At 62.8% G+C, this 17,431-nt stretch carries 15 protein-coding genes; 4 read left to right on the top strand and 11 right to left on the bottom strand.

Translation table 11 applies throughout. From position 1 onward, the window contains the following. Positions 1–14 precede the first annotated feature (14 nt). From PMA3_RS11510 to PMA3_RS11470, 9 genes are read right to left on the bottom strand one after another with little or no spacing between them, the layout of a single operon-like run. Positions 15–671 carry a hypothetical protein gene (locus PMA3_RS11510; protein ID WP_064677265.1) on the bottom strand — a complete coding sequence of 219 codons (657 nt, stop codon included), beginning with the start codon at positions 669–671 and terminating at the stop codon, positions 15–17. Further along, positions 668–3,985 carry an eCIS core domain-containing protein gene (locus PMA3_RS11505; RefSeq protein WP_064677264.1) on the bottom strand — a complete coding sequence of 1,106 codons (3,318 nt, stop codon included), beginning with the start codon at positions 3,983–3,985 and terminating at the stop codon, positions 668–670. Before PMA3_RS11505 ends, PMA3_RS11510 begins: the two co-directional genes overlap by 4 nt. Then, complete coding sequence (locus PMA3_RS11500; RefSeq protein WP_064677263.1) at positions 3,982–4,260, bottom strand: hypothetical protein; 279 nt, start codon at positions 4,258–4,260, stop codon at positions 3,982–3,984. The genes PMA3_RS11505 and PMA3_RS11500 overlap by 4 nt, the downstream gene beginning before the upstream one ends. Beyond that, positions 4,257–6,170, bottom strand: coding sequence for an ATP-binding protein (locus PMA3_RS11495; protein WP_064677262.1), 1,914 nt, complete (start codon positions 6,168–6,170; stop codon positions 4,257–4,259). The genes PMA3_RS11500 and PMA3_RS11495 overlap by 4 nt, the downstream gene beginning before the upstream one ends. Then, a complete protein-coding gene (locus tag PMA3_RS11490) occupies positions 6,167–7,477 on the bottom strand; it encodes a Pvc16 family protein (protein WP_064677261.1) in 1,311 nt (436 codons plus the stop codon). The genes PMA3_RS11495 and PMA3_RS11490 overlap by 4 nt, the downstream gene beginning before the upstream one ends. Continuing rightward, positions 7,474–8,241 (bottom strand): hypothetical protein, encoded by a 768-nt coding sequence (locus PMA3_RS11485; protein ID WP_064677260.1) that lies wholly within the window; start codon positions 8,239–8,241, stop codon positions 7,474–7,476. Before PMA3_RS11485 ends, PMA3_RS11490 begins: the two co-directional genes overlap by 4 nt. Then, entirely contained in the window at positions 8,238–8,987 is a 750-nt protein-coding gene (locus tag PMA3_RS11480) for a T4 family baseplate hub assembly chaperone (protein ID WP_064677259.1), read from the bottom strand. The genes PMA3_RS11485 and PMA3_RS11480 overlap by 4 nt, the downstream gene beginning before the upstream one ends. Before the next feature lie 46 nt (positions 8,988–9,033). After that, positions 9,034–9,558 carry a phage tail protein gene (locus tag PMA3_RS11475; protein ID WP_057399652.1) on the bottom strand — a complete coding sequence of 175 codons (525 nt, stop codon included), beginning with the start codon at positions 9,556–9,558 and terminating at the stop codon, positions 9,034–9,036. 59 nt (positions 9,559–9,617) lie between these two features. Further along, entirely contained in the window at positions 9,618–11,900 is a 2,283-nt protein-coding gene (locus tag PMA3_RS11470; RefSeq protein WP_064677258.1) for a phage tail sheath family protein, read from the bottom strand. Between the two features lie 582 nt (positions 11,901–12,482). Between PMA3_RS11470 and PMA3_RS11465 the strand changes: the two genes are divergently transcribed. The 4 genes from PMA3_RS11465 (at position 12,483) to PMA3_RS11455 (ending at position 16,160) form a co-directional block, all read left to right on the top strand. Next, positions 12,483–13,814 carry an MFS transporter gene (locus tag PMA3_RS11465; protein WP_064677257.1) on the top strand — a complete coding sequence of 444 codons (1,332 nt, stop codon included), beginning with the start codon at positions 12,483–12,485 and terminating at the stop codon, positions 13,812–13,814. A 125-nt stretch (positions 13,815–13,939) separates the two neighbouring features. Further along, on the top strand, positions 13,940–14,644 hold the full coding sequence (locus tag PMA3_RS11460; protein ID WP_064677256.1) for an SOS response-associated peptidase family protein: 705 nt from the start codon (positions 13,940–13,942) through the stop codon (positions 14,642–14,644). 424 nt (positions 14,645–15,068) lie between these two features. Further along, a complete protein-coding gene (locus tag PMA3_RS30685) occupies positions 15,069–15,269 on the top strand; it encodes a hypothetical protein (protein ID WP_082930470.1) in 201 nt (66 codons plus the stop codon). Between the two features lie 150 nt (positions 15,270–15,419). Continuing rightward, positions 15,420–16,160 carry a metallophosphoesterase gene (locus tag PMA3_RS11455; RefSeq protein ID WP_064677255.1) on the top strand — a complete coding sequence of 247 codons (741 nt, stop codon included), beginning with the start codon at positions 15,420–15,422 and terminating at the stop codon, positions 16,158–16,160. 52 nt (positions 16,161–16,212) lie between these two features. Here PMA3_RS11455 and PMA3_RS11450 read toward each other — a convergent pair whose 3' ends face one another. Both PMA3_RS11450 and PMA3_RS11445 read right to left on the bottom strand, forming a co-directional pair. Further along, complete coding sequence (locus PMA3_RS11450) at positions 16,213–16,869, bottom strand: S1 family peptidase (protein WP_064677254.1); 657 nt, start codon at positions 16,867–16,869, stop codon at positions 16,213–16,215. 362 nt (positions 16,870–17,231) lie between these two features. Next, positions 17,232–17,429, bottom strand: coding sequence for a YbdD/YjiX family protein (locus PMA3_RS11445; RefSeq protein WP_064677253.1), 198 nt, complete (start codon positions 17,427–17,429; stop codon positions 17,232–17,234). Positions 17,430–17,431: the final 2 nt, after the last annotated feature.

Below are 17,431 nucleotides of genomic sequence, written 5' to 3'. Positions count from 1 at the left end.
AGCTAGCCGTTGTTTTAAAAAAGCGCGCTCAAACCCAGGCTGGCCAGGGTCGCGCTGCTGGCCTTGCGCGCCAGGCGTTCGCGGCCCTGGTGGTAAACCATGTAGAGGTGCCCGCCTTTGTCGCCGAAGCCCAGGTCATTGATGTTGAGCACGCGCATGCCGAGGGTGATGCGCGCGCGAATCGGGTTGAGGTTGACGTCGAACGCCTCCTCGACGATCGAAAAATCGGTGATGCGCACCGGCACCACCCGCTCCTTGCTCCACACGAACAAGGGCAGCGGCGCCTGCACCGGAACGATTTCCAGGGTGCCGGCGTTCGCCATCTGGTTGTTGCGGATCAAGGCGTTGCTGTCCGGGTAGACGATGGTTTCCAGTGCCGCGAGCTGCGGGTGGATACCGACCTCGATCGCGCCAGGGTGCTGGTCGGAGAACTCCAGCTGGTCGGTGGCGTCGATGTCGGCGTCGAGTTTGATGGTTTCCACTGGCGGCCCCTTCAGCCGAAGCGGCTCGCTGATCGCCGCACTGCCGCCGGTGCTCTGGGGTTGCAGGCTGCGGGTCAGCAGGTCGGGGTTGTACTGCAGCGCAATCACCCGCAGCACGGCACCGCTGGCGGGGTCGATCAGGATCAGCCCGCCCTTGAGCACTTTCGGCGAATTGGAAAACCCGGTCATACCTCGTGCTCCTCACTCTTAGCGTTGCCGAACAGGTTGGAAAGCATCTTCGTCGGATCGAGGTTGAGCTGCGCGGGTTCGGGCTTGATATCGGAGAGCCTGGGCATGCGAAAGCCGTCGATGCTGTCGTAGTGCAGCGGCACGCGCACGCCGAGTTTCATGTCGGTGTCGACTTTGCCACCGAGTAGCTTCCAGGTCTTTTCGGTACGTATCTTGAACCGCCAGACCCCGGCTTCGGCGTAGACCCGGGCCTTCAGCGCCGCGTCCAGCACCACCGCGCCGCCGATGAAGGCCTTGGCATCGACGCTGAATTTGTCCTTGCTGTAGGCGATCTCGCCGTCCAGTTCGGCCTTGCCTTCAAGGCCGACCGAGGCCTCGACGCTGAGGCCGCCACCGACCTCGGCGAGGTACAGATCGATGACCACATCCGCGCCGACTTTGCCACTGATCCCCCCTCCCGCCGGGATGCGGGCGATGGCCTTGAGGTTGAAACTGAAGTCCGGGTCGGCTTCGAAGGGGCTGAACTTGACCGTGGCCTTGACCCCGGTGAGCACGCCGGGGCCGACGTAGTAGTAATACCCCAGGCTGCCCCAGAGCTTGACCTTGAGCCCGATCGGGCCGATGGAGGCGCCAGGGATCGGGATGCTGCCCGAGGCCGAGAAAATCGGTTGATTTTCGTCTTTCTCCGGGAAGCGCTTGAACAAAGTGACGTCGGGAAAGCTCAGCTCGCCGTCGAAGGTGATTTTTTGCTGTTCGTCCACCGTGATGCCGGCCGTGGCCACCATATCCTTCTTGATTTCGTAGGACAGCCTGCCCTTGCCGGCGATTTTTCCGTTGGGCAGCAACTCGACGACGATATTGCCCTTGGCCCGGCCCTTGTCGATCTTGATATCGCCCTTGCCGTAGACCTTCTCGTTGCCGGCCTTGTTTTCGTAGGTGGCATCTACGATGCCGTCGAGGCCCGAGAAGGCGAATCCGGCCTGGCCCTTGGCGATGAACAGTTCGCCGTCGTACCAGAGGCTGGCCTGGATCGGCTTGAGGTAGGGGTTCTTGACTTTGATCTTGCCGTGTCCCTGGAACACCCACTTGCTGCGGGTGTAATTAAGCTCCAGCGAGGCCTCGTTGCCGCCAGGCAGTTCCAGGTTGACCTTGCCACTGGCGTCGATCTTGCCGGCCTTGAGGTACACATCGACCGCGCCGCTCTTCACATAGGGAATCTTGCCGGCCATCTGCCCCGACTCGATATGTGCGCCGCCACTCCACTCGCCGGCCTGGTACTTGATCTCGCCTTTGGCTTCATCGACCCCGGGCAAGTAGACGAAAAGGACCCCGGTCAACACCAGGCCGTTCTCGTCGGCACTGACCTCGACTTTGCTCGCGGCGATTTTCTTCGTGGTGCCGAACTCGAACGCCACACTGCCGACCGGCTTCAGCTTGGGCGCCAGGTCGATGGCCAGGGAGGCCTCGGTGATTTTCACCCCGGCAAACGGTGGCTTCAGCTTGTTCTTGTCCAGCGGCGCCTTGAGCCGGAAATACTCGGGTGAAAAGGCCACCTCGAGGCGCTGCAGCAAGGGCACTTTGGTGGGCGTGATGTAGCCCTCGCCGGCAACCCCACCGGGTACCAGATCCAGTTTGGTGAAACGCCCGGGGCTCAGGTAGTCGTAGGTGAACGCGATACCGGCGTTCTTTTTTGCCGCCTCGGAGAGGGTCAGGCCGCCATCTTCGGCGACATCCAGCACCACGCCCGTGCCCTTGGCCGGCAGGGTGATGGGCAGGCGCGTACGATCGCGGGTGTCGATCACGGCGCTGATGGTGTCCTTGCCCTTGCCGACCCGGCGCAGGGTCATCAACAACAGTCCGGGAAGGATTTCGGCGCCCGCGACGTTTTCCGGGATACCGGACTCGAAGATCGGCGGCGTCTTGGTCTTGTCGCTGACCCGCAGCATCCGCGTGCTGCCGCCGGCCATGACCGGGTAGTCGATCAGGATTTGCGTGGATTTGTCGGCACGCCCGTCCTTGCCGGGCTTGCCGAGCTTCTTGCCGGTTTCACAGCAGGGCCCGCACTTGCCGGTACTCTTCATTTTGGAATCGGCGAACACCAGGCGGATCTGCGCCGGCGGCTCCTCGCCGCCCTCCTCGATCTTTTCCGCGATGGCTTGTGCCAGGCCGAACACCTGCTGCTTGATCAGGCTGCCGCTCATGCCGTTATCAAGGCGGTCGAGCACCTGGATATTTTCCTGGGTGTTATCGCCGCCCACCTGCAATTCGATGATGTGATCCATCTCGCAGGTGCCGCCGCCAACCTTGGGGAACTCGGCATCGCCACCGGCCTTTTGCCAGGCGGCGTCCAGCGCATCGCCCATCTTCCAGCCGCGAAGGTTGACCCAACGCGAACGCAGCTCGTCGGAGCTGACGCGCATTTGCCACAGGCCCGCTTCCTGGGCCTTGGCCCCCTGCAATGTGATGATTGCCCGCAGCGCCTTGGCCTTGGCCTTGCTTTGCCAGTCTTTGAGCACCGGGCCCTTGACCTCATGCAACTCAAGGAAATCGACGTCGAACGAAGCCAGTTCCTTGTCCTTGCCTTTCACTTTGGCGGTGGTTTTCTTCTCCGGCGTGACCTTGTGCCCGGTGGTCATTTCCAGGTCCCTGTAACGGCTGTCCACCTCATAGTCTTGCGACTTGCCCTTGCCTGCCTTGCGCGACAGGCGTGGCCCGCCCTGGCTGAGCACGCCGCTGGCCAGGGGCTGGCCGCGCATCACGCTGTCGGCGACGAAATCGGCCTCGCGCTCCAGCCGCTGGTAGTGCGGCCCCTGATCGGCCAGGTTGCCGGTACCGGAGCGTTGCAGGCCTTGTTGCTGCACGGTGTGGGCCAGTTCGTGGGCCAACAGGTGTCGACCGCTGTCGCTGTGGGGCTGGTATTGACCGTCACCGAACACGATGTCCTGGCCGACCGTGAAAGCATGCGCATCCACATCCCGGGCGCTGGCCCCGGCGGCGCTGTCGTCGTGGATGCGTACGGCAGCGAAGTCGCTGCCGAAGCGGCCCTCCATGAAGTCGCGGGTATCGGCATCCAAGGGTCGACCGGGACGCGCCAGGGTCTCGTTGACCGAGGCCGGCACGCCCTGTCCGCTCTCGACACCGGTGCTTTTGCGTTGCAGGTTCTGCGCGCGGCCGGCGGCGCAGCTTTCGCATTCGCCGCTGCTGCCGGCGCCCGCGCCACAGGCGCACTTGCGCTGCAACAGCAGCCCGCGCACGGCGGTCTTCGGCGGCGCGGCGTCGCGTTCGGCGTTGGGGGCGAGTGCGTGTTCGGTCATTGTCCCGGCCCCTGCAACTGTTCGGCGATCAGCCGTGCCAGGCGCCGTCCGGTGCGCTCCGGGCGTTCACCGGCGGGCGTGGCGAACCGGGGAATTTGCACCTGCTCGAGCGCAAAGCCTGGCCCTGGCAGCGCTCCCTGGATCAGCAACCGCCCCAACTCGCGCTCCAGGGCGCCGGCCAGGCGCTGGCCATTGCGCAACGAATAGCCGGGCAGCGCCAGGGTCCCTATCGTCAGGCTGATGGTCGGGGCGGCGGGTGCCAGGGTGCGGGTCATTCCCAGTCCCCCACTTCCGCCGCCGGCAGCGGTTTCTCCAGTTTGGCGAACTCCGCTTCGGCCGCGGCGCGCAGATGCTGCATGCCGATGGCCATGTCCCTGTCCGCCGCGAGGAAGGCCGCGTTCAAGGCCAGGTTGCGGATATGCCCGCCCGACAGCGAAAGCCTCGCCAACTTGCCAATGTCCAGCGCGCTGCACGGCGCCACGGACGGAAACGCCCGCTGCCAGATGGCACTGCGGGCCTCCACATCGGGGAAGGGAAAATGCACGATGAAACGGATGCGGCGCTGGAACGCCGGGTCGATGGCCTGCTTCAGGTTGGTGGTGAGAATCGCCAGCCCCCGGTAAGTCTCGATCCGTTGCAGCAGGTAGCTGACCTCCAGGTTCGCGTAGCGGTCATGACTGTCGCGCACCTCACTGCGTTTACCGAACAAGGCGTCGGCCTCGTCGAACAGCAGGATCGCGCCGCTGCTTTCGGCCGCGGCGAATACCCGCGACAGGTTTTTCTCGGTCTCGCCGATGTACTTGCTGACCAGCGCCGCCAGATCGATGCGGTAGAGGTCCAGCCCCAGTTCATTGGCCAGCACTTCGGCGGCCAGGGTCTTGCCGGTGCCGCTGCCGCCGGCGAACAAGGCGCTGATACCCAGGCCACGGTCGCTGCGTGCGGCAAAGCCCCAGTCGCGATACACCCGGGTGCGCTGGCGGACCTGGGCCGCCAATGTACGCAGGCTGGTCAGGGCCGCGTCCGGCAATACCAGATCGTCCCAGCCGGCGCGGGCATCCACCCGTTCCGCCAAGTGCTCCAGGCCGCGTCGAGCTTCTTCTCGACACACCTGCCAGAGGTGATCGGCACCGCCTTCGGGCCTGGCCTTGAAACCCTCGGCGAGACGCAGGATGGTGCTGCTGCCAAGCTGAAACTGTTCCGCCAACAGACCGAGACGGCCATTGACGTCGGCGACTGAGTCACCCAATTGTTGCTGCCAGAGCTTGAGCCGCGCCGACGCATCATTGTCCTGGACCGTGACCCGGCATTGACGGCGACGCAAGTTGGGTGCGCTGTCGCCACTGAGCAGCAACAGGCACTGCAAGTGATCGAGGAACTCGCCCAAGCGTTGCGCCTGCTCCGGGTTCAGGCTGCGCGGTTGCAACCAGAGCAGCACGCCCTGCAACAGCGCTTCACGCGCCCACAGGTGCGCCAGCTGCTCGCGCTCGACTGGCCCGGCTGGCAGGTCATGCTCAGCCATCCGGTAAAGCTTGAGCCCCAGTTCTGCCGCCAGGGCCTGGGCGTAGGCTTCACCGTCGCCGTCCAGCAGCCGCGCGATCGGCGCCAGGGCCAGGCTGGGCGCCGCCTGCCACTGAGCGGCGATCTCGAGGATGCTGGCCCTGGCCTGGTGCCTGTCGATAACGACCGACGCGGCATCCGGCAGGTTTTCCTGACGAAACCACGGTTCCAGGCGCGGGTCGGGAAAGCTAAGGCCGGCAATCCGGTGCAGGATCATTTCATCCACCACCAACCGCGCTTGCAGCGCCCCGCCGCTGCCGCACGGCTCGAGCAATTGCCAGCGCCGCAGACGGCCGACCGGGGTGGTCGCACTCCACTGCGGATCCGGTAGCAGGCGCAGGGCCAATTCGAAACTCAACCAGGGTTGGTTCACGTCGCCGTGAGCCTGGGCCAGCAGATCGCGAAAGCGTGGGTCAAGGTCTACCGCGGCGGCCAGCAGCAACAGGTCCTGCTCGAATCGGCTCAGTCCCAGCCGCTCGCTCAACAGCGCCAGGGCCGGCGGGGTTTCCAGATAAGCGCCCAGGGGCGCAGGGTCGCCTGCCAACCGCGCCGTCAGATAGGCGACAAACGCATTCAACGCCTGGGTCAGCACGCGGCGGTTGTTGGCGAAATCCCGGCGATGGCTCATGGCAGCACCTGCGGTGCGCTGAATTGCCCATCCGCGCCCATGACCAGCGCGCTGGTTCCGGCATCCACCTGCACCCGTGCCAGATAGGCACCCTGGACGACGCCCTGGTATTCGACGGTGACGGCTGCGCTCTGCTCGGCCGGCGGGAGAATGCCGTTACCGTCAATTGCGTTGAAACTGTAGGCCCGTGCCGGCCGATCGTCCGGCGGGTCCTTTTCGTTGAGCAGCAGGCGTACCCGCTGGCGCGCGCCCACCGGTGGCGTACAGGTCACCTTTATGCCACCGGACCGATAGGTCACGCCGTCGACCACCGAGCTGGTGGCGCCGGACTGTACGACAAAAGTTGCCTGGGGATTGAGGATGAACACACCCGGGTTCGATTGCACCGCCCCGTGCGCCACTGGCGGCGTACCCAACCATTGCCCATGGACCACCTGCACTGTGCAGACGCCCGCCCGCAAGGATGAAGGCAGCGCCGGCGACAGGAAGCCGAACTCCAGGGTGTCGTTTTCGACTTTGCTCAGACCGGTGCTCAGGTCCAGTCCGTTGACCAGCAATTGCACCGCCGTGGCCTTGAAATTGGCGCCGCTGACCCGCACGCTGCCGTCCGGCAGAATCGGCATGGCCGCACCGGCCACCGATTCGACCCGGTCCACCCGTGGCGTACGCAGCGGCACCACATAGAGGTTGCGCTCCCGAACCGGCAGCGGCGTGCGCTGGCTCCTGGTCGTTGATTGCAGCAGCACGCTGATCAGGTACGCCGCACTGGGCCGCGCCGGCACCTGGATCGCGGACCAGATGCGCGAGAGTTCGTCGGTGCTGTGATTGAGCGGTGTGATCCGCAGTTGCTCCAGCTGGTCGGCCAGCCCGGCACGTTCCAGGGCCTTGGGCACATTGGGTTTGTTCGGCGCCGGCTTGAGTGCCGCGCGGATGGCATCACGGCCCATTCCCGGCGTGTCGTGAAGGATCTGCATGGCGGCGCCGAGCAGGATTTCGGCGTGAAAGTCAGCGGCGCCATAGGCGGTGATCAGAATGTGCAAGTCCAGTGCGAGGGGTGGGTTGCCGATGCGCTCACCCAGGCTATCGCGGCTCGGCAGGCCGAGATTGGCCCAGCCGGGATTGCGCGTCTGGTTGTAGAGAAAGAGGTTCAGCTGGTCGCCGCCGTCGGGATCTATGCGGTCCGGGCCGACACAGGTGACGCTCGGCGCGCCGCCCAACACGTCACTGATTTTCAAGTCGGCCAGACCGCTTTCGAGCATCTGCTGGAGCGTCGCGAGCGCGGCTGCCAGCCCGAGTGGCGAACTCATGATCGCGGCCCTGCACCAGCGTCACGCTCCCTCAGGTAGTCATCCAGGGACTTGGCCGGCAGGCGCCGGAGCGGCTCTTCCCGACGCGCTGCGGGCGCAGCCTCGTGCGGGAGAATTTCGATCCGGCCGATGGTGATTTCAACCCGTGGCGCGGCGACCTGCCCATCGAGCTGCGGCGGGCGCGGTTCCTGCCGGGCATGAAGTGGCCCCGGGGCAGCGGTGGCGGTTGGCGGTTGCTCGTGCAGACGTTCGACACGGCGCTCGATCAGCTCCCGACTCAGCTCGTGGCGCTCGACGCGCTGTTCACTGTGGGTGCGTTCGATCAATCGGGTTTCCAGGCGCAACGGTGACTGCCCTTGCGCCGTATCGACCACCGGTGGCAACGGCAGCGGGATCCGCGGCAACCCGGCGTCCTTCGGCGATACAAACACCGATGACACCCGATTTGGCAAGGGTCCACGCGTCGGTGGCGGGGTGGACGTCACCGGCGGCGGCTGCTGCAGCAGCGAGGTCGCCCGGCGCAACACCGGCGTAACGGGCAGCGGTATCGGTATCGGTGTGGATGACTCGGAGTCGGGCTGTACCACTCCGGGTTTCGGGGTAATCGGAGTTGTCGGTTCGCGGGGAGACGCCAGCGGCGATGGCGGCGCCTGCTCGACATCGCGCAGCATGATCGCGTCGTTTTCAAAGCGCGAGCCGATTCGCGGGCGAATCGCCGACGGCTGCAAGGCGCGACGGGCCAGGACCAGCAGCAAGTCACTCATGACTGCACGCGTTCCAGATAGCGGGCACGACGTTGCGGGCTCAAGGCGAGGATCTGCGCCTCGCTCCAGCCGTAGGCCGTCGCCAGCAGATGCACTTGATCGAGTGTCCGGCGCGCCCAATGATCAAGACTTTCCAGCAGATAGCTGCCGATATCGAAGGCCTCGTTCCAGCGTTCCTCGCACGCCGGGCAGCACATGTCCAACTCGATCAGCGCCTGTGGATCGGCCTGTGTCATGGCCTCGCTCAAGGCCTGCAGCAGACCCTGGGGCAATGCCTCGGGCGACACCGGCCGAGCGCCCTGCGCCGCCTCCAGCACGCAGCGCCGGACCAACAGCAGCCGGGCCTGCTCGATGTCCGTTGCCGGCTCATTGTTCAACCATTGGGCCAGGACCGCCAGGTCGCGGCTGTCCGGCAGGCGAAAGCGCAGGTGGTAATCTTGCCATTCCAACTGCAGTTCCGGCGCGGCGGGGGCTGGATCATCCAGGCGCAGGTCGGCCGTGTTCAGGTTCAGCTCCAGGCGCTCGGCGCAGTGCCCGCAGCAGGCCATGGCGGTCAATTGCGGACCGAGCAGTGCGTCATACAGATCCAGCAGATGGGCATCGCGCCGCCCCACTGGCAACCGTTCGGCACCCGCCAGGCCATCGGCCAGCAAGGGCGCCAAGAGCGCGCAGGTTTGCAGGGCGGGGGGCAGCGTCTGGCTATGGTCCCAGATCGCCAGCCAGTCAGCGCAATCAAGCTTGGACACAGTCAGGGATCTCCGTCATGGAAACACCAGCAGGCACGATGCCTCGTCAGTTCGGCTCGTTGAAGCTTGGCTCGCTCGGTTCGGCCACCTCGTAATCGCGCTCCCAGCCTTCGTTTTCCAGCTTCAGACGGGCGATGGCCACGGCGTTGGCATTGGCGTCCAGGTCCGGCAGCGACTGGAACTCGCTGACCCAACAGCGGAACACCTTGTACGCCAGGGCCAATTGGCCGGCCTCGTTGTACAGCTCGATGATGATGTCCTTGCGAAAATCCTTGAGCGACACCTCCGCGCCCAGGCCGGAAGCGAAGTTCCAGACCTTGTTCGCCCAGCGCTCGAAATCGGCATCGTGGGTCACCCCGCGCTCCAGGGTGATCGCCTCGAACTCGGTGCGCCCCGGCGATTTGCGGCTGCTGCTGGGATCACCGCCCTCGCGGTGCTTGACCACTTCCGTGGTGCGCTTGAGCGCCGACACCTTGCTGATGCCCGCGACATAGCGACCGTCCCACTTGACGCGGAATTTGAAGTTCTTGTACGGATCGAAACGCTGGGCGTTGACCGTGAACTGAGCCATGGCATATCTCCCCGATGCAGCGGTTCAGCAGTCACCCACCCGGGTGACCGCCGCCTTGATCACACCTGAATCTGCCCAGCCAGCTGCTGGATCCTGATCACCACGAACTCCGCCGGTTTCAGCGGTGCGAACGCCACCAGGATATTCACCACGCCGCGATTGATGTCGTCCTGGGTGGTGGTTTCGCGATCGCACTTGACCAGATAGGCCTCGCGCGGCGTTTTACCCTGGAAGGCGCCCTGGCGGAACAGACTGTTCATGAAGGCGCCGAGGTTGAGCCGGATCTGCGCCCAGAGCGGCTCATCATTGGGCTCGAACACCACCCACTGAGTGCCGCGATACAGGCTTTCTTCGAGAAACAGGGCCAGTCGGCGCACCGGCACGTACTTGTATTCCGAGGTCATCTGGTCGGCCCCGCGCAAGGTCCGGGCACCCCAGGACACCGCGCCGTAGACCGGAAAACTGCGCAGGCAGTTGACCCCCAACGGGTTGAGACTGCCATTCTCGCGGTCGTTCAATTGATAGTTCAGCGCCTGCACCCCGATCAGGCTGGCTTCAGTGCCGGCCGGCGCCTTCCACACACCACGGTCGCCATCGGTGCGGGCGTAAAGCCCGGCCACGGTGCCGCAAGGTGCGCTCAGACGCAGCTTGCCGTTTTTCAGGGGATCGGCAATGTAGATCCAGGGGTAGTAGACCGCGGCATGATCGGACTTTGGCAACGCGGTGCCGGATACCGTCGCCACCATCTGCTGCGGATCGACAGCCATTGGCGGCGAGTCGATCACAAAGAATGCCCGACGCTCCTCACAGTAGGCGGCCGCATCCATCAGCACGCCGGCGTCGGTGATGCCCGGCAGACAGAGGATGTTGAACAGGTCCACTGCTTCCAGGGCATACAACCCTTTGCGCGTGTCACGGTCAGCAATGAAGGCGGCATAGATATCCGCAGCGGCATAGGCTGTTTCACTGCCACCCTGCAGCGTGACGTTCACCGGCTGGGTGGTGAGCGAGCCCGCCAGCAAGTGCAGTTGGCTGGCGATGCTGTTCAGCGGCGAAGCCGAGACCGCGATACTCGAGGCCGCGCCCCGGGTGCCGGTGGCAAGGACCAAGGTGCTGCCGGCCACTGCGCAGGTAAAGTTGCGGTAGGCCGGATCGCCCGGCTTGCGCGCACGCACCGCCGCCTGGATCCGCGCGGCCATGTCGCTCAGTTTGTCAGCCAGGTTGCCGCCAACCGCCAGCGCGTCACCGATATCGATCACGTCGGAATTGCCATCGAGACTGATGCGCAAGCCGGTGTGGGTCGCATCCGGCAGTGCATCCAGGTCGTTGGCACCGAAGGTATCGCTGGTCAGGGTCGCCGGATCAGGCACGGGCACCGGACGGATCGCCCCGACCGCGTCGACCTCGACGCCACCGGCCTCACTGCCCAGTTTGAGCGCGGCACTGGCATTGCTCTTCTGCCCGGGCAGCACCCGCACACTGGAGAATTCGCCGCCGACACCGGACGTCATCAGGATCGTTTGCGTAGTGGCCGGCCGCCCACAGGTAAAGTTCTGGTAGGCCAGTTGGCTGTTCGCCTGCGCCCGGACCTTGGTCTGGATCGCGCCGCACAGTGAATCCAGACGCTGGGTCGCCGTGCCGCCGGCGATATCCGCCGGCAGTGCGATCAGCACCTTGACCGGCGGCAGATTGTTCACGCTGACCCGAAACTCGTTGTGGTTGGCGTCCAGCAGGGTCGTCACATCGGCCAGGTTGGCGCTGCGCGAAGTGCCGGCGGCCAACCCGTCCAGCGCCGACTGACCGACCATCCGACTCAGTTTTACCAACTGTGAAACAGCATTGACCTGATCCAGCGCGTAGCGGGCGTCCATCGAGTTCATCGACAGATTTTCATAGCGTTCGGCGCGTCCATCCGAGGCGCGGATGAACGTGATGTTGAATGAGCTACCGGGGTTGATGGTCAGGTGATCAACCCGCACTTCGATACCGTTGCCAGCAGCGCCTTCGTCCAGCGCCTGGACCTTGAGCACGTCGATCGGCGTCGCGTTCTGCAAGGTTTTGCTCGCGGTGCTGGCGTCCTTGACGATACGCACCACGTAAGCCTCGGTGCCGCCGTTCTGGAAAAACTGGCGGACCGCATAACCCATCTCGGAATCCACCGCCAGGCCGCCGAAACGCCGCTCGTAATCGGCGAAACTGAACAGGTGCTGGGCATTATTGATCGGCCCGCGAGGCGCCGAACCGGCAAAGGCCGCCACCGAGGTCGCGACCCCGGTAATGGTTCGCACGCCGCTGGGAAGCTCTTCGATATAGACGCCTGGATAGCTGAGTTGGACAGGCATGGGGGATCCTTTCCGTACAGGATGCAGGAGGTTGATGGCCCTAATCCCTTCAGAGGCAGATAAAACTTCGCCTCACAACCAACACAACTGCATCCGGACCCGTTCACTGCCCGGAAATCGTTGATGACCTGGACGCGGTTCAAATTCCCGGGGGGAAATTGACGTGCCCACGATCCGAAAGGTATGGATAGCTATAGATCGTATTTTTTATTATGCAAATAAAGCATTCTGCAACCCGATAATGGCCCCATGACATAATCCGAGCGGCAAATACCTGAACTTAAAGCATTGTTGCCAAAGGGAAATACCCGATAGTTATAAAATTTCGAAATACAACAACAAATAACTTTAAACGCTCAATGATTGTTTTACTGTAACGCTAATAACCTCTCATTATTAAAGTCGGGCAAGGCTCATCGGTAGTTTCATATCAAGCCTTGATCCAAGCCCTTCGGCACGAATCATGCGTACCCCAATCGCTATGGGTCGGTCCTGACTATGCGGATGACACTTTTGAAGTGAGCCGTTCCAGTCGCTGCCCCGATAATCGAAAGCCTACTAATGGAATGTCGAGGGTCCAGCATGACAAGCGCAGCTCAGGTCAGCCCGCAAACACTGAGAAAAGTCATTGTGGCCGCCGGCATCGGCAATTTCGTCGAGTGGTTCGACTTCGCCGTCTACGGTTTTCTGGCGACCACCATCGCCCAGCAATTTTTCCCCAGCGGCGATGCCAGTGTCGCCTTGCTGAAAACCTTCGCGGTGTTCGCCGTGGCCTTTGCGTTCAGGCCTCTGGGCGGGATTTTCTTCGGCATGCTCGGTGACAGGATCGGCCGCAAGAGAACCCTGGCCATGACCATCCTGCTGATGGCGGGTGCGACGACCTTGATCGGGGTGTTGCCCACTTATGCCGCCATCGGGGTCATGGCGCCGATCCTTCTGACCGTCATCCGTTGCGCCCAGGGCTTTTCCGCCGGGGGCGAATACGCAGGGGCGTGCGCCTACTTGATGGAGCATGCACCCAACGATAAAAGAGCCTGGTATGGCAGCTTCATTCCGGTCTCGACCTTTTCCGCCTTCGCCGCGGCCGCCGTGGTGGCCTACGCACTCGAGGCCTCATTATCGGCCGAAGCCATGGGTAGCTGGGGCTGGCGCCTGCCGTTCCTGATTGCCGCACCGCTGGGCCTGGTGGGGCTTTACCTGCGCTGGAAGCTGGATGAAACCCCGGCATTCCAGGCAGTGACCGAGGAGCATGCGGTGGCACACTCCCCGTTGAAGGAGACCTTGCGCAACCACGGCGCGGCGATCTGCTGCCTGGGTGCCTTCGTGTCGCTGACGGCGCTGTCGTTCTATATGTTCACCACCTACTTCGCGACCTACCTGCAAGTCGCAGGCGGCCTGAGTCGCGCAACGGCGTTGCTGGTGTCGCTGATTGCCTTGATCTTCGCCGCGGCGATCTGCCCGCTGGCCGGGCTGTATTCGGACCGCGTCGGGCGTCGGGCGACGGTGATGACCGCTTGCGCCCTGTTGATCGTGGTGGTGTATCCCTCGTTCCTGATGGCCAGTTCCGGATCGTTCGCCGCGTCCATCGTCGGCGTCATGCTATTGGCGATCGGCGCGGTGTTGTGTGGCGTGGTCACTGCAGCCCTGCTCTCGGAAACCTTCCCCACCCGTACTCGCTATACGGCATCGGCGATCACCTACAACATGGCCTACACCCTGTTCGGTGGCACCGCGCCGCTGGTGGCGACGTGGCTGATCAGCACCACCGGCAGCAATCTGTCGCCAGCGTTCTATCTGATGGCGGTTGCGTTGCTCGCGCTGGCCGGTGGTTTGGCGTTGCCGGAGACTTCGAGGATTTCCCTGCATGATGTGCCGATGAGGAAGGGTGGCGTAGCGGTGGATGCTGCGGCCTGACAGCTTCAGCGGCGGGCGAAGCTTCATTTCCTGAATCTTCAGCCCGCCGCCCCACCCTCGCCCGATCGTCACGCCTCGAAGTCTCTCGCCTCGGCTACGCTGAAGACACAGCCGGAGAACACATCATGTGCGGACGCCTTTCCCAGTACCGGGGCATTCACGATTTCGTCGCGGCGCTCGCCATTCCTAACGCCCTGATCAACTATGTCGGCGACCAGCCGTTGGCGCGTTATAACGCCGCGCCGACCACTCAACTCGCCCTCTTTCACCAGGAAGGCCAGTTTTTGCGCGCCGATCTGGTGCGCTGGGGCTGGCGTCCGCACTGGGCCAAGGACCGCGCCGCGCCGATCAACGCCCGGGTCGAGAAAGTGGCCCATGGTCCGTTCTTCAAAGCGATCTGGCCGCGCCGGGCGATCATCGCCATCGACAACTGGTTTGAATGGGTCGACGAAGGCGGACCGAAGAAGCAGCCTTACCTGATCCGTCACCGTGACCGGACGCCAATACTCTGCGCCGCGATCGGCCAGTACCCCAACGCCGAGCACGAGCCGGGCGAACACGACGGCTTCGTCATCATCACCGCCGACAGCGCCGGCGGCATGGTGGACATCCACGACCGGCGGCCAGTGACCTTATCGCCGGAACTGGCCCGGGAATGGCTGGAGCCCGCTACGCCCATGGAGCGCGCCGAGCACATGGCGCTGTTTCAAGGCAAGCCGACCGAGGCCTTCGAGTGGTTCAAGGTGGACCGCGCAATTGGCAACGTTCGCAACCAGAGCGCCCAGGTGATCGACCCTGCGGGCGAGATCGAGGGTGACGGCTACACATGATCCGCCCCTGGTGTGCAGCTCGACTTCCCGCAACTAAAACAACGGCGCATGTACGAGCATGCGTGCCGTAACGACGCCCGCTGATTGCTTGCCGTAGATATCGAAATCGCATTACTTCTGGCGAATTGGCCCGAATGGTCGCTGGCGGCCTGGAGCCCATGCAGCGCCCATGCAGAGGCCTTCGCCAGCAAGCAGACTCCTACAGGGGGATGGCGTTGACCACAATTCACCCGTCTTTTTAACGCAAACCCACCATTCGTCGCCTATGCTAGGGGTAGCGTCAATTACCCAACCCTCTCTGGCTCAAGGATTGCAAAGGCCGGTCGTAGCAGCCCCAGATCGACGTAATTCTGACGCGGCAGCACTCAACTCAATGTTCAAGGACTCCAGCGATACGCTTGGTCAGTCACCCGGGGGATGTACCATGTCAACTCTCAATGAAATCGCCGCGAATCACGCAAGAATGGCTAAAATACTGGCAGGAGAGTCGACCGAAGTGTGCGAGCGACAGCCCCAGGTGGTGGGAGGTTTTGAAGTCTCATCCATCGATGAACAGCAACACATTCCCCTGCACCTCATCGCTGGCGCGCAGGACAACAATCCCGGACAAGCTATCGGCTTCTGACGCCGCCTGATCGGTGTCGGGTCGCTTGATGGCGTGCTGTTCGCCAGCCAATCCGGCACCGACACCGACACCGTATCTATCAACCCGCACTTCCTGGCCTAAACTCAACGGACTACCAGCCCGCCGGTGTGTGGTGGGCAAGGCATTCCCATGTTCGAAACCCGAGAAGTGCGGCGCTTCGCCGCCAATCCTGTCGGCCGCGACTTGGCCGTGGGCGACATTCACGGCCACTTCGCCCGACTGCAGACGGCACTCGATGCTGCCGGATTCAACCCGTCTATCGACCGCCTGTTCAGCGTAGGCGATCTGGTCGACCGCGGGCCGCAAACACTGGACGTCGATGAATGGCTGCTGCACAAGCCCTGGTTCCATGCGGTGCGGGGCAACCATGAGCAGATGACCGTCAAATCCCACGCCGCCGGCCGCGCCAGCGTTGAACGCGGCCTGCACTTTGCCAATGGTGGCGCCTGGTTCTACGGACTGTCGGGGACCGAGCAAGCCTATTACGCGGGCATCCTCGCCGAGTTGCCTTTAGTGATCGAGGTTCAGACGCCGCAAGGCCTGATCGGCATCGTGCACGCGGATGTCCCACCGGGCAGTTGGCAAGACATGACTGAAGCGCTATCCGGCTTGGCGATGGAGGTTGAACAGATCGCCACGACCCTCCAGTGGTCACGCCGGCGCATCACCGACAGCGATCCTGGCGGCGTGTCCGGTGTGCGCGCCGTGGTTGTGGGACACACCCCCCTGCCCCAGCCGGTCATCCTGGGCAATGTCTACCACATCGACACCGGTGGCTGGCTGCCGGAGCGCGGTCACTTCACCCTGCTGAATCTGCAAACGCTCGAATTCATCCCCCCGATGCGACCAGGCCTCAGCCGACACTGGTGACAGGTGGCCTTTGTAGGAGCGAGCTTGCTCCTACAATGAACAGCGTTACCCCCTACTTCGAGACGTATTTCGTCCCGTGCGGATCATCAAGCTTCGCCTGCAACATCCCCCACTCGCGCAGAATGATCGAGTAAGGCACGAAGATACTCATCCTCTCGGCGGTATTGACCCCGGGGTGGGCGCTCACATCGTTCAATGTGGTGGAATAGAAACCGATATTGATGCCGACGACACTGCCGTCACTGGCGACCACCGGCCCACCCGACATGCCCTTGATCAACGGGGCATCATGGATAGCGTACAGATCGCCGCTGCGTTCATTGGTATTGATGAAAGGCGTTGGATACACCTTGCCCTTACCAATGGTGGTCATCAGATAAGGGCTGCCCCCCACGGCCGTGATGCGCTCGCCCACACGCGGTGCGCGCCAGGACGGGTAGCGGCCGTTAGCCTTGTGCTGGAAGAACACCAGATCGCAACCAGTGCTGCAGCTGTACTTCACGTTGGGGATCAACGGCGTGTGGCGGGTGGTGACGGCGTAATCCTCGTTCCACTGCACCGCCGAAGCCATATAGACATAGGGCAGAGGGAAGCCTGAGAAGACTAGAAAGTATGAATCGCTGGTAGCCCTTGAAAGGTCGGGCTTAACGATGCCGTTGCATCCTGCAGTTAGAGCTCCTATGAGAAAGCACGCCATGATCTTGATCATGATGTATCACCGACTTATAGGGGGATAGGACTGTCTTATTGATTGTCAGTTTTCTGTCGCTTCCTTATCCGCTGGCTCACAGAACCGCTTAGCGATTGATTTGACTGAACTCGCTGTTATTTATGGCTGACACTTCAATCACGTGCACAACTGTTTTGCACTATGCTCAATCGCTTTTAGATGCAATCGCACAGTACAAATATTTGGCGTCAACATGATGTCGATCATCAGGAGAGAAATAGAGCGGCTATATGTTTAGTTGCGAACTTTTTTTATCCCGCGCAAACGAAAAACGCCGCTCAATGAGCGGCGTTTTCGATATAGCGTATTAAAACAAGTTCAATAAAGAACCTTGTCGACAATCAACAACACTTCGGCCCGCTCTTGCTGCCGTAACGGGCTTCCTGCCGTTCGCGAAAAAACATTTCGTAGTCCATCACCGGTTTGTCCGGGTGTTTGTTCTGCATGTGCTCGACGTAGTTGTCGTAGTCGGGCATGCCAACCATCAGGCGTGCGGCCTGACCGAGGTATTTACCCAGGCGACTCAGGTCATTGAACATGC

The organism is Pseudomonas silesiensis (genome assembly GCF_001661075.1).
Lineage (GTDB): Bacteria > Pseudomonadota > Gammaproteobacteria > Pseudomonadales > Pseudomonadaceae > Aquipseudomonas > Aquipseudomonas silesiensis.
This window is presented reverse-complemented; position numbering and strand designations above follow the sequence as displayed.

What these genes read in the sequence shown, in the direction of transcription:
- PMA3_RS30685 (WP_082930470.1), top strand. Translation starts at nt 15,069, where the DNA reads ATGTCAACTCTCAATGAAATCGCCGCGAATCACGCAAGAATGGCTAAA.
- PMA3_RS11510 (WP_064677265.1), bottom strand. Translation starts at nt 671, where the DNA reads ATGACCGGGTTTTCCAATTCGCCGAAAGTGCTCAAGGGCGGGCTGATC.
- PMA3_RS11460 (WP_064677256.1), top strand. Translation starts at nt 13,940, where the DNA reads ATGTGCGGACGCCTTTCCCAGTACCGGGGCATTCACGATTTCGTCGCG.
- PMA3_RS11465 (WP_064677257.1), top strand. Translation starts at nt 12,483, where the DNA reads ATGACAAGCGCAGCTCAGGTCAGCCCGCAAACACTGAGAAAAGTCATT.
- PMA3_RS11470 (WP_064677258.1), bottom strand. Translation starts at nt 11,900, where the DNA reads ATGCCTGTCCAACTCAGCTATCCAGGCGTCTATATCGAAGAGCTTCCC.
- PMA3_RS11455 (WP_064677255.1), top strand. Translation starts at nt 15,420, where the DNA reads ATGTTCGAAACCCGAGAAGTGCGGCGCTTCGCCGCCAATCCTGTCGGC.
- PMA3_RS11500 (WP_064677263.1), bottom strand. Translation starts at nt 4,260, where the DNA reads ATGACCCGCACCCTGGCACCCGCCGCCCCGACCATCAGCCTGACGATA.
- PMA3_RS11450 (WP_064677254.1), bottom strand. Translation starts at nt 16,869, where the DNA reads ATGATCAAGATCATGGCGTGCTTTCTCATAGGAGCTCTAACTGCAGGA.
- PMA3_RS11495 (WP_064677262.1), bottom strand. Translation starts at nt 6,170, where the DNA reads ATGAGCCATCGCCGGGATTTCGCCAACAACCGCCGCGTGCTGACCCAG.
- PMA3_RS11485 (WP_064677260.1), bottom strand. Translation starts at nt 8,241, where the DNA reads ATGAGTGACTTGCTGCTGGTCCTGGCCCGTCGCGCCTTGCAGCCGTCG.
- PMA3_RS11475 (WP_057399652.1), bottom strand. Translation starts at nt 9,558, where the DNA reads ATGGCTCAGTTCACGGTCAACGCCCAGCGTTTCGATCCGTACAAGAAC.
- PMA3_RS11445 (WP_064677253.1), bottom strand. Translation starts at nt 17,429, where the DNA reads ATGTTCAATGACCTGAGTCGCCTGGGTAAATACCTCGGTCAGGCCGCA.
- PMA3_RS11490 (WP_064677261.1), bottom strand. Translation starts at nt 7,477, where the DNA reads ATGAGTTCGCCACTCGGGCTGGCAGCCGCGCTCGCGACGCTCCAGCAG.
- PMA3_RS11505 (WP_064677264.1), bottom strand. Translation starts at nt 3,985, where the DNA reads ATGACCGAACACGCACTCGCCCCCAACGCCGAACGCGACGCCGCGCCG.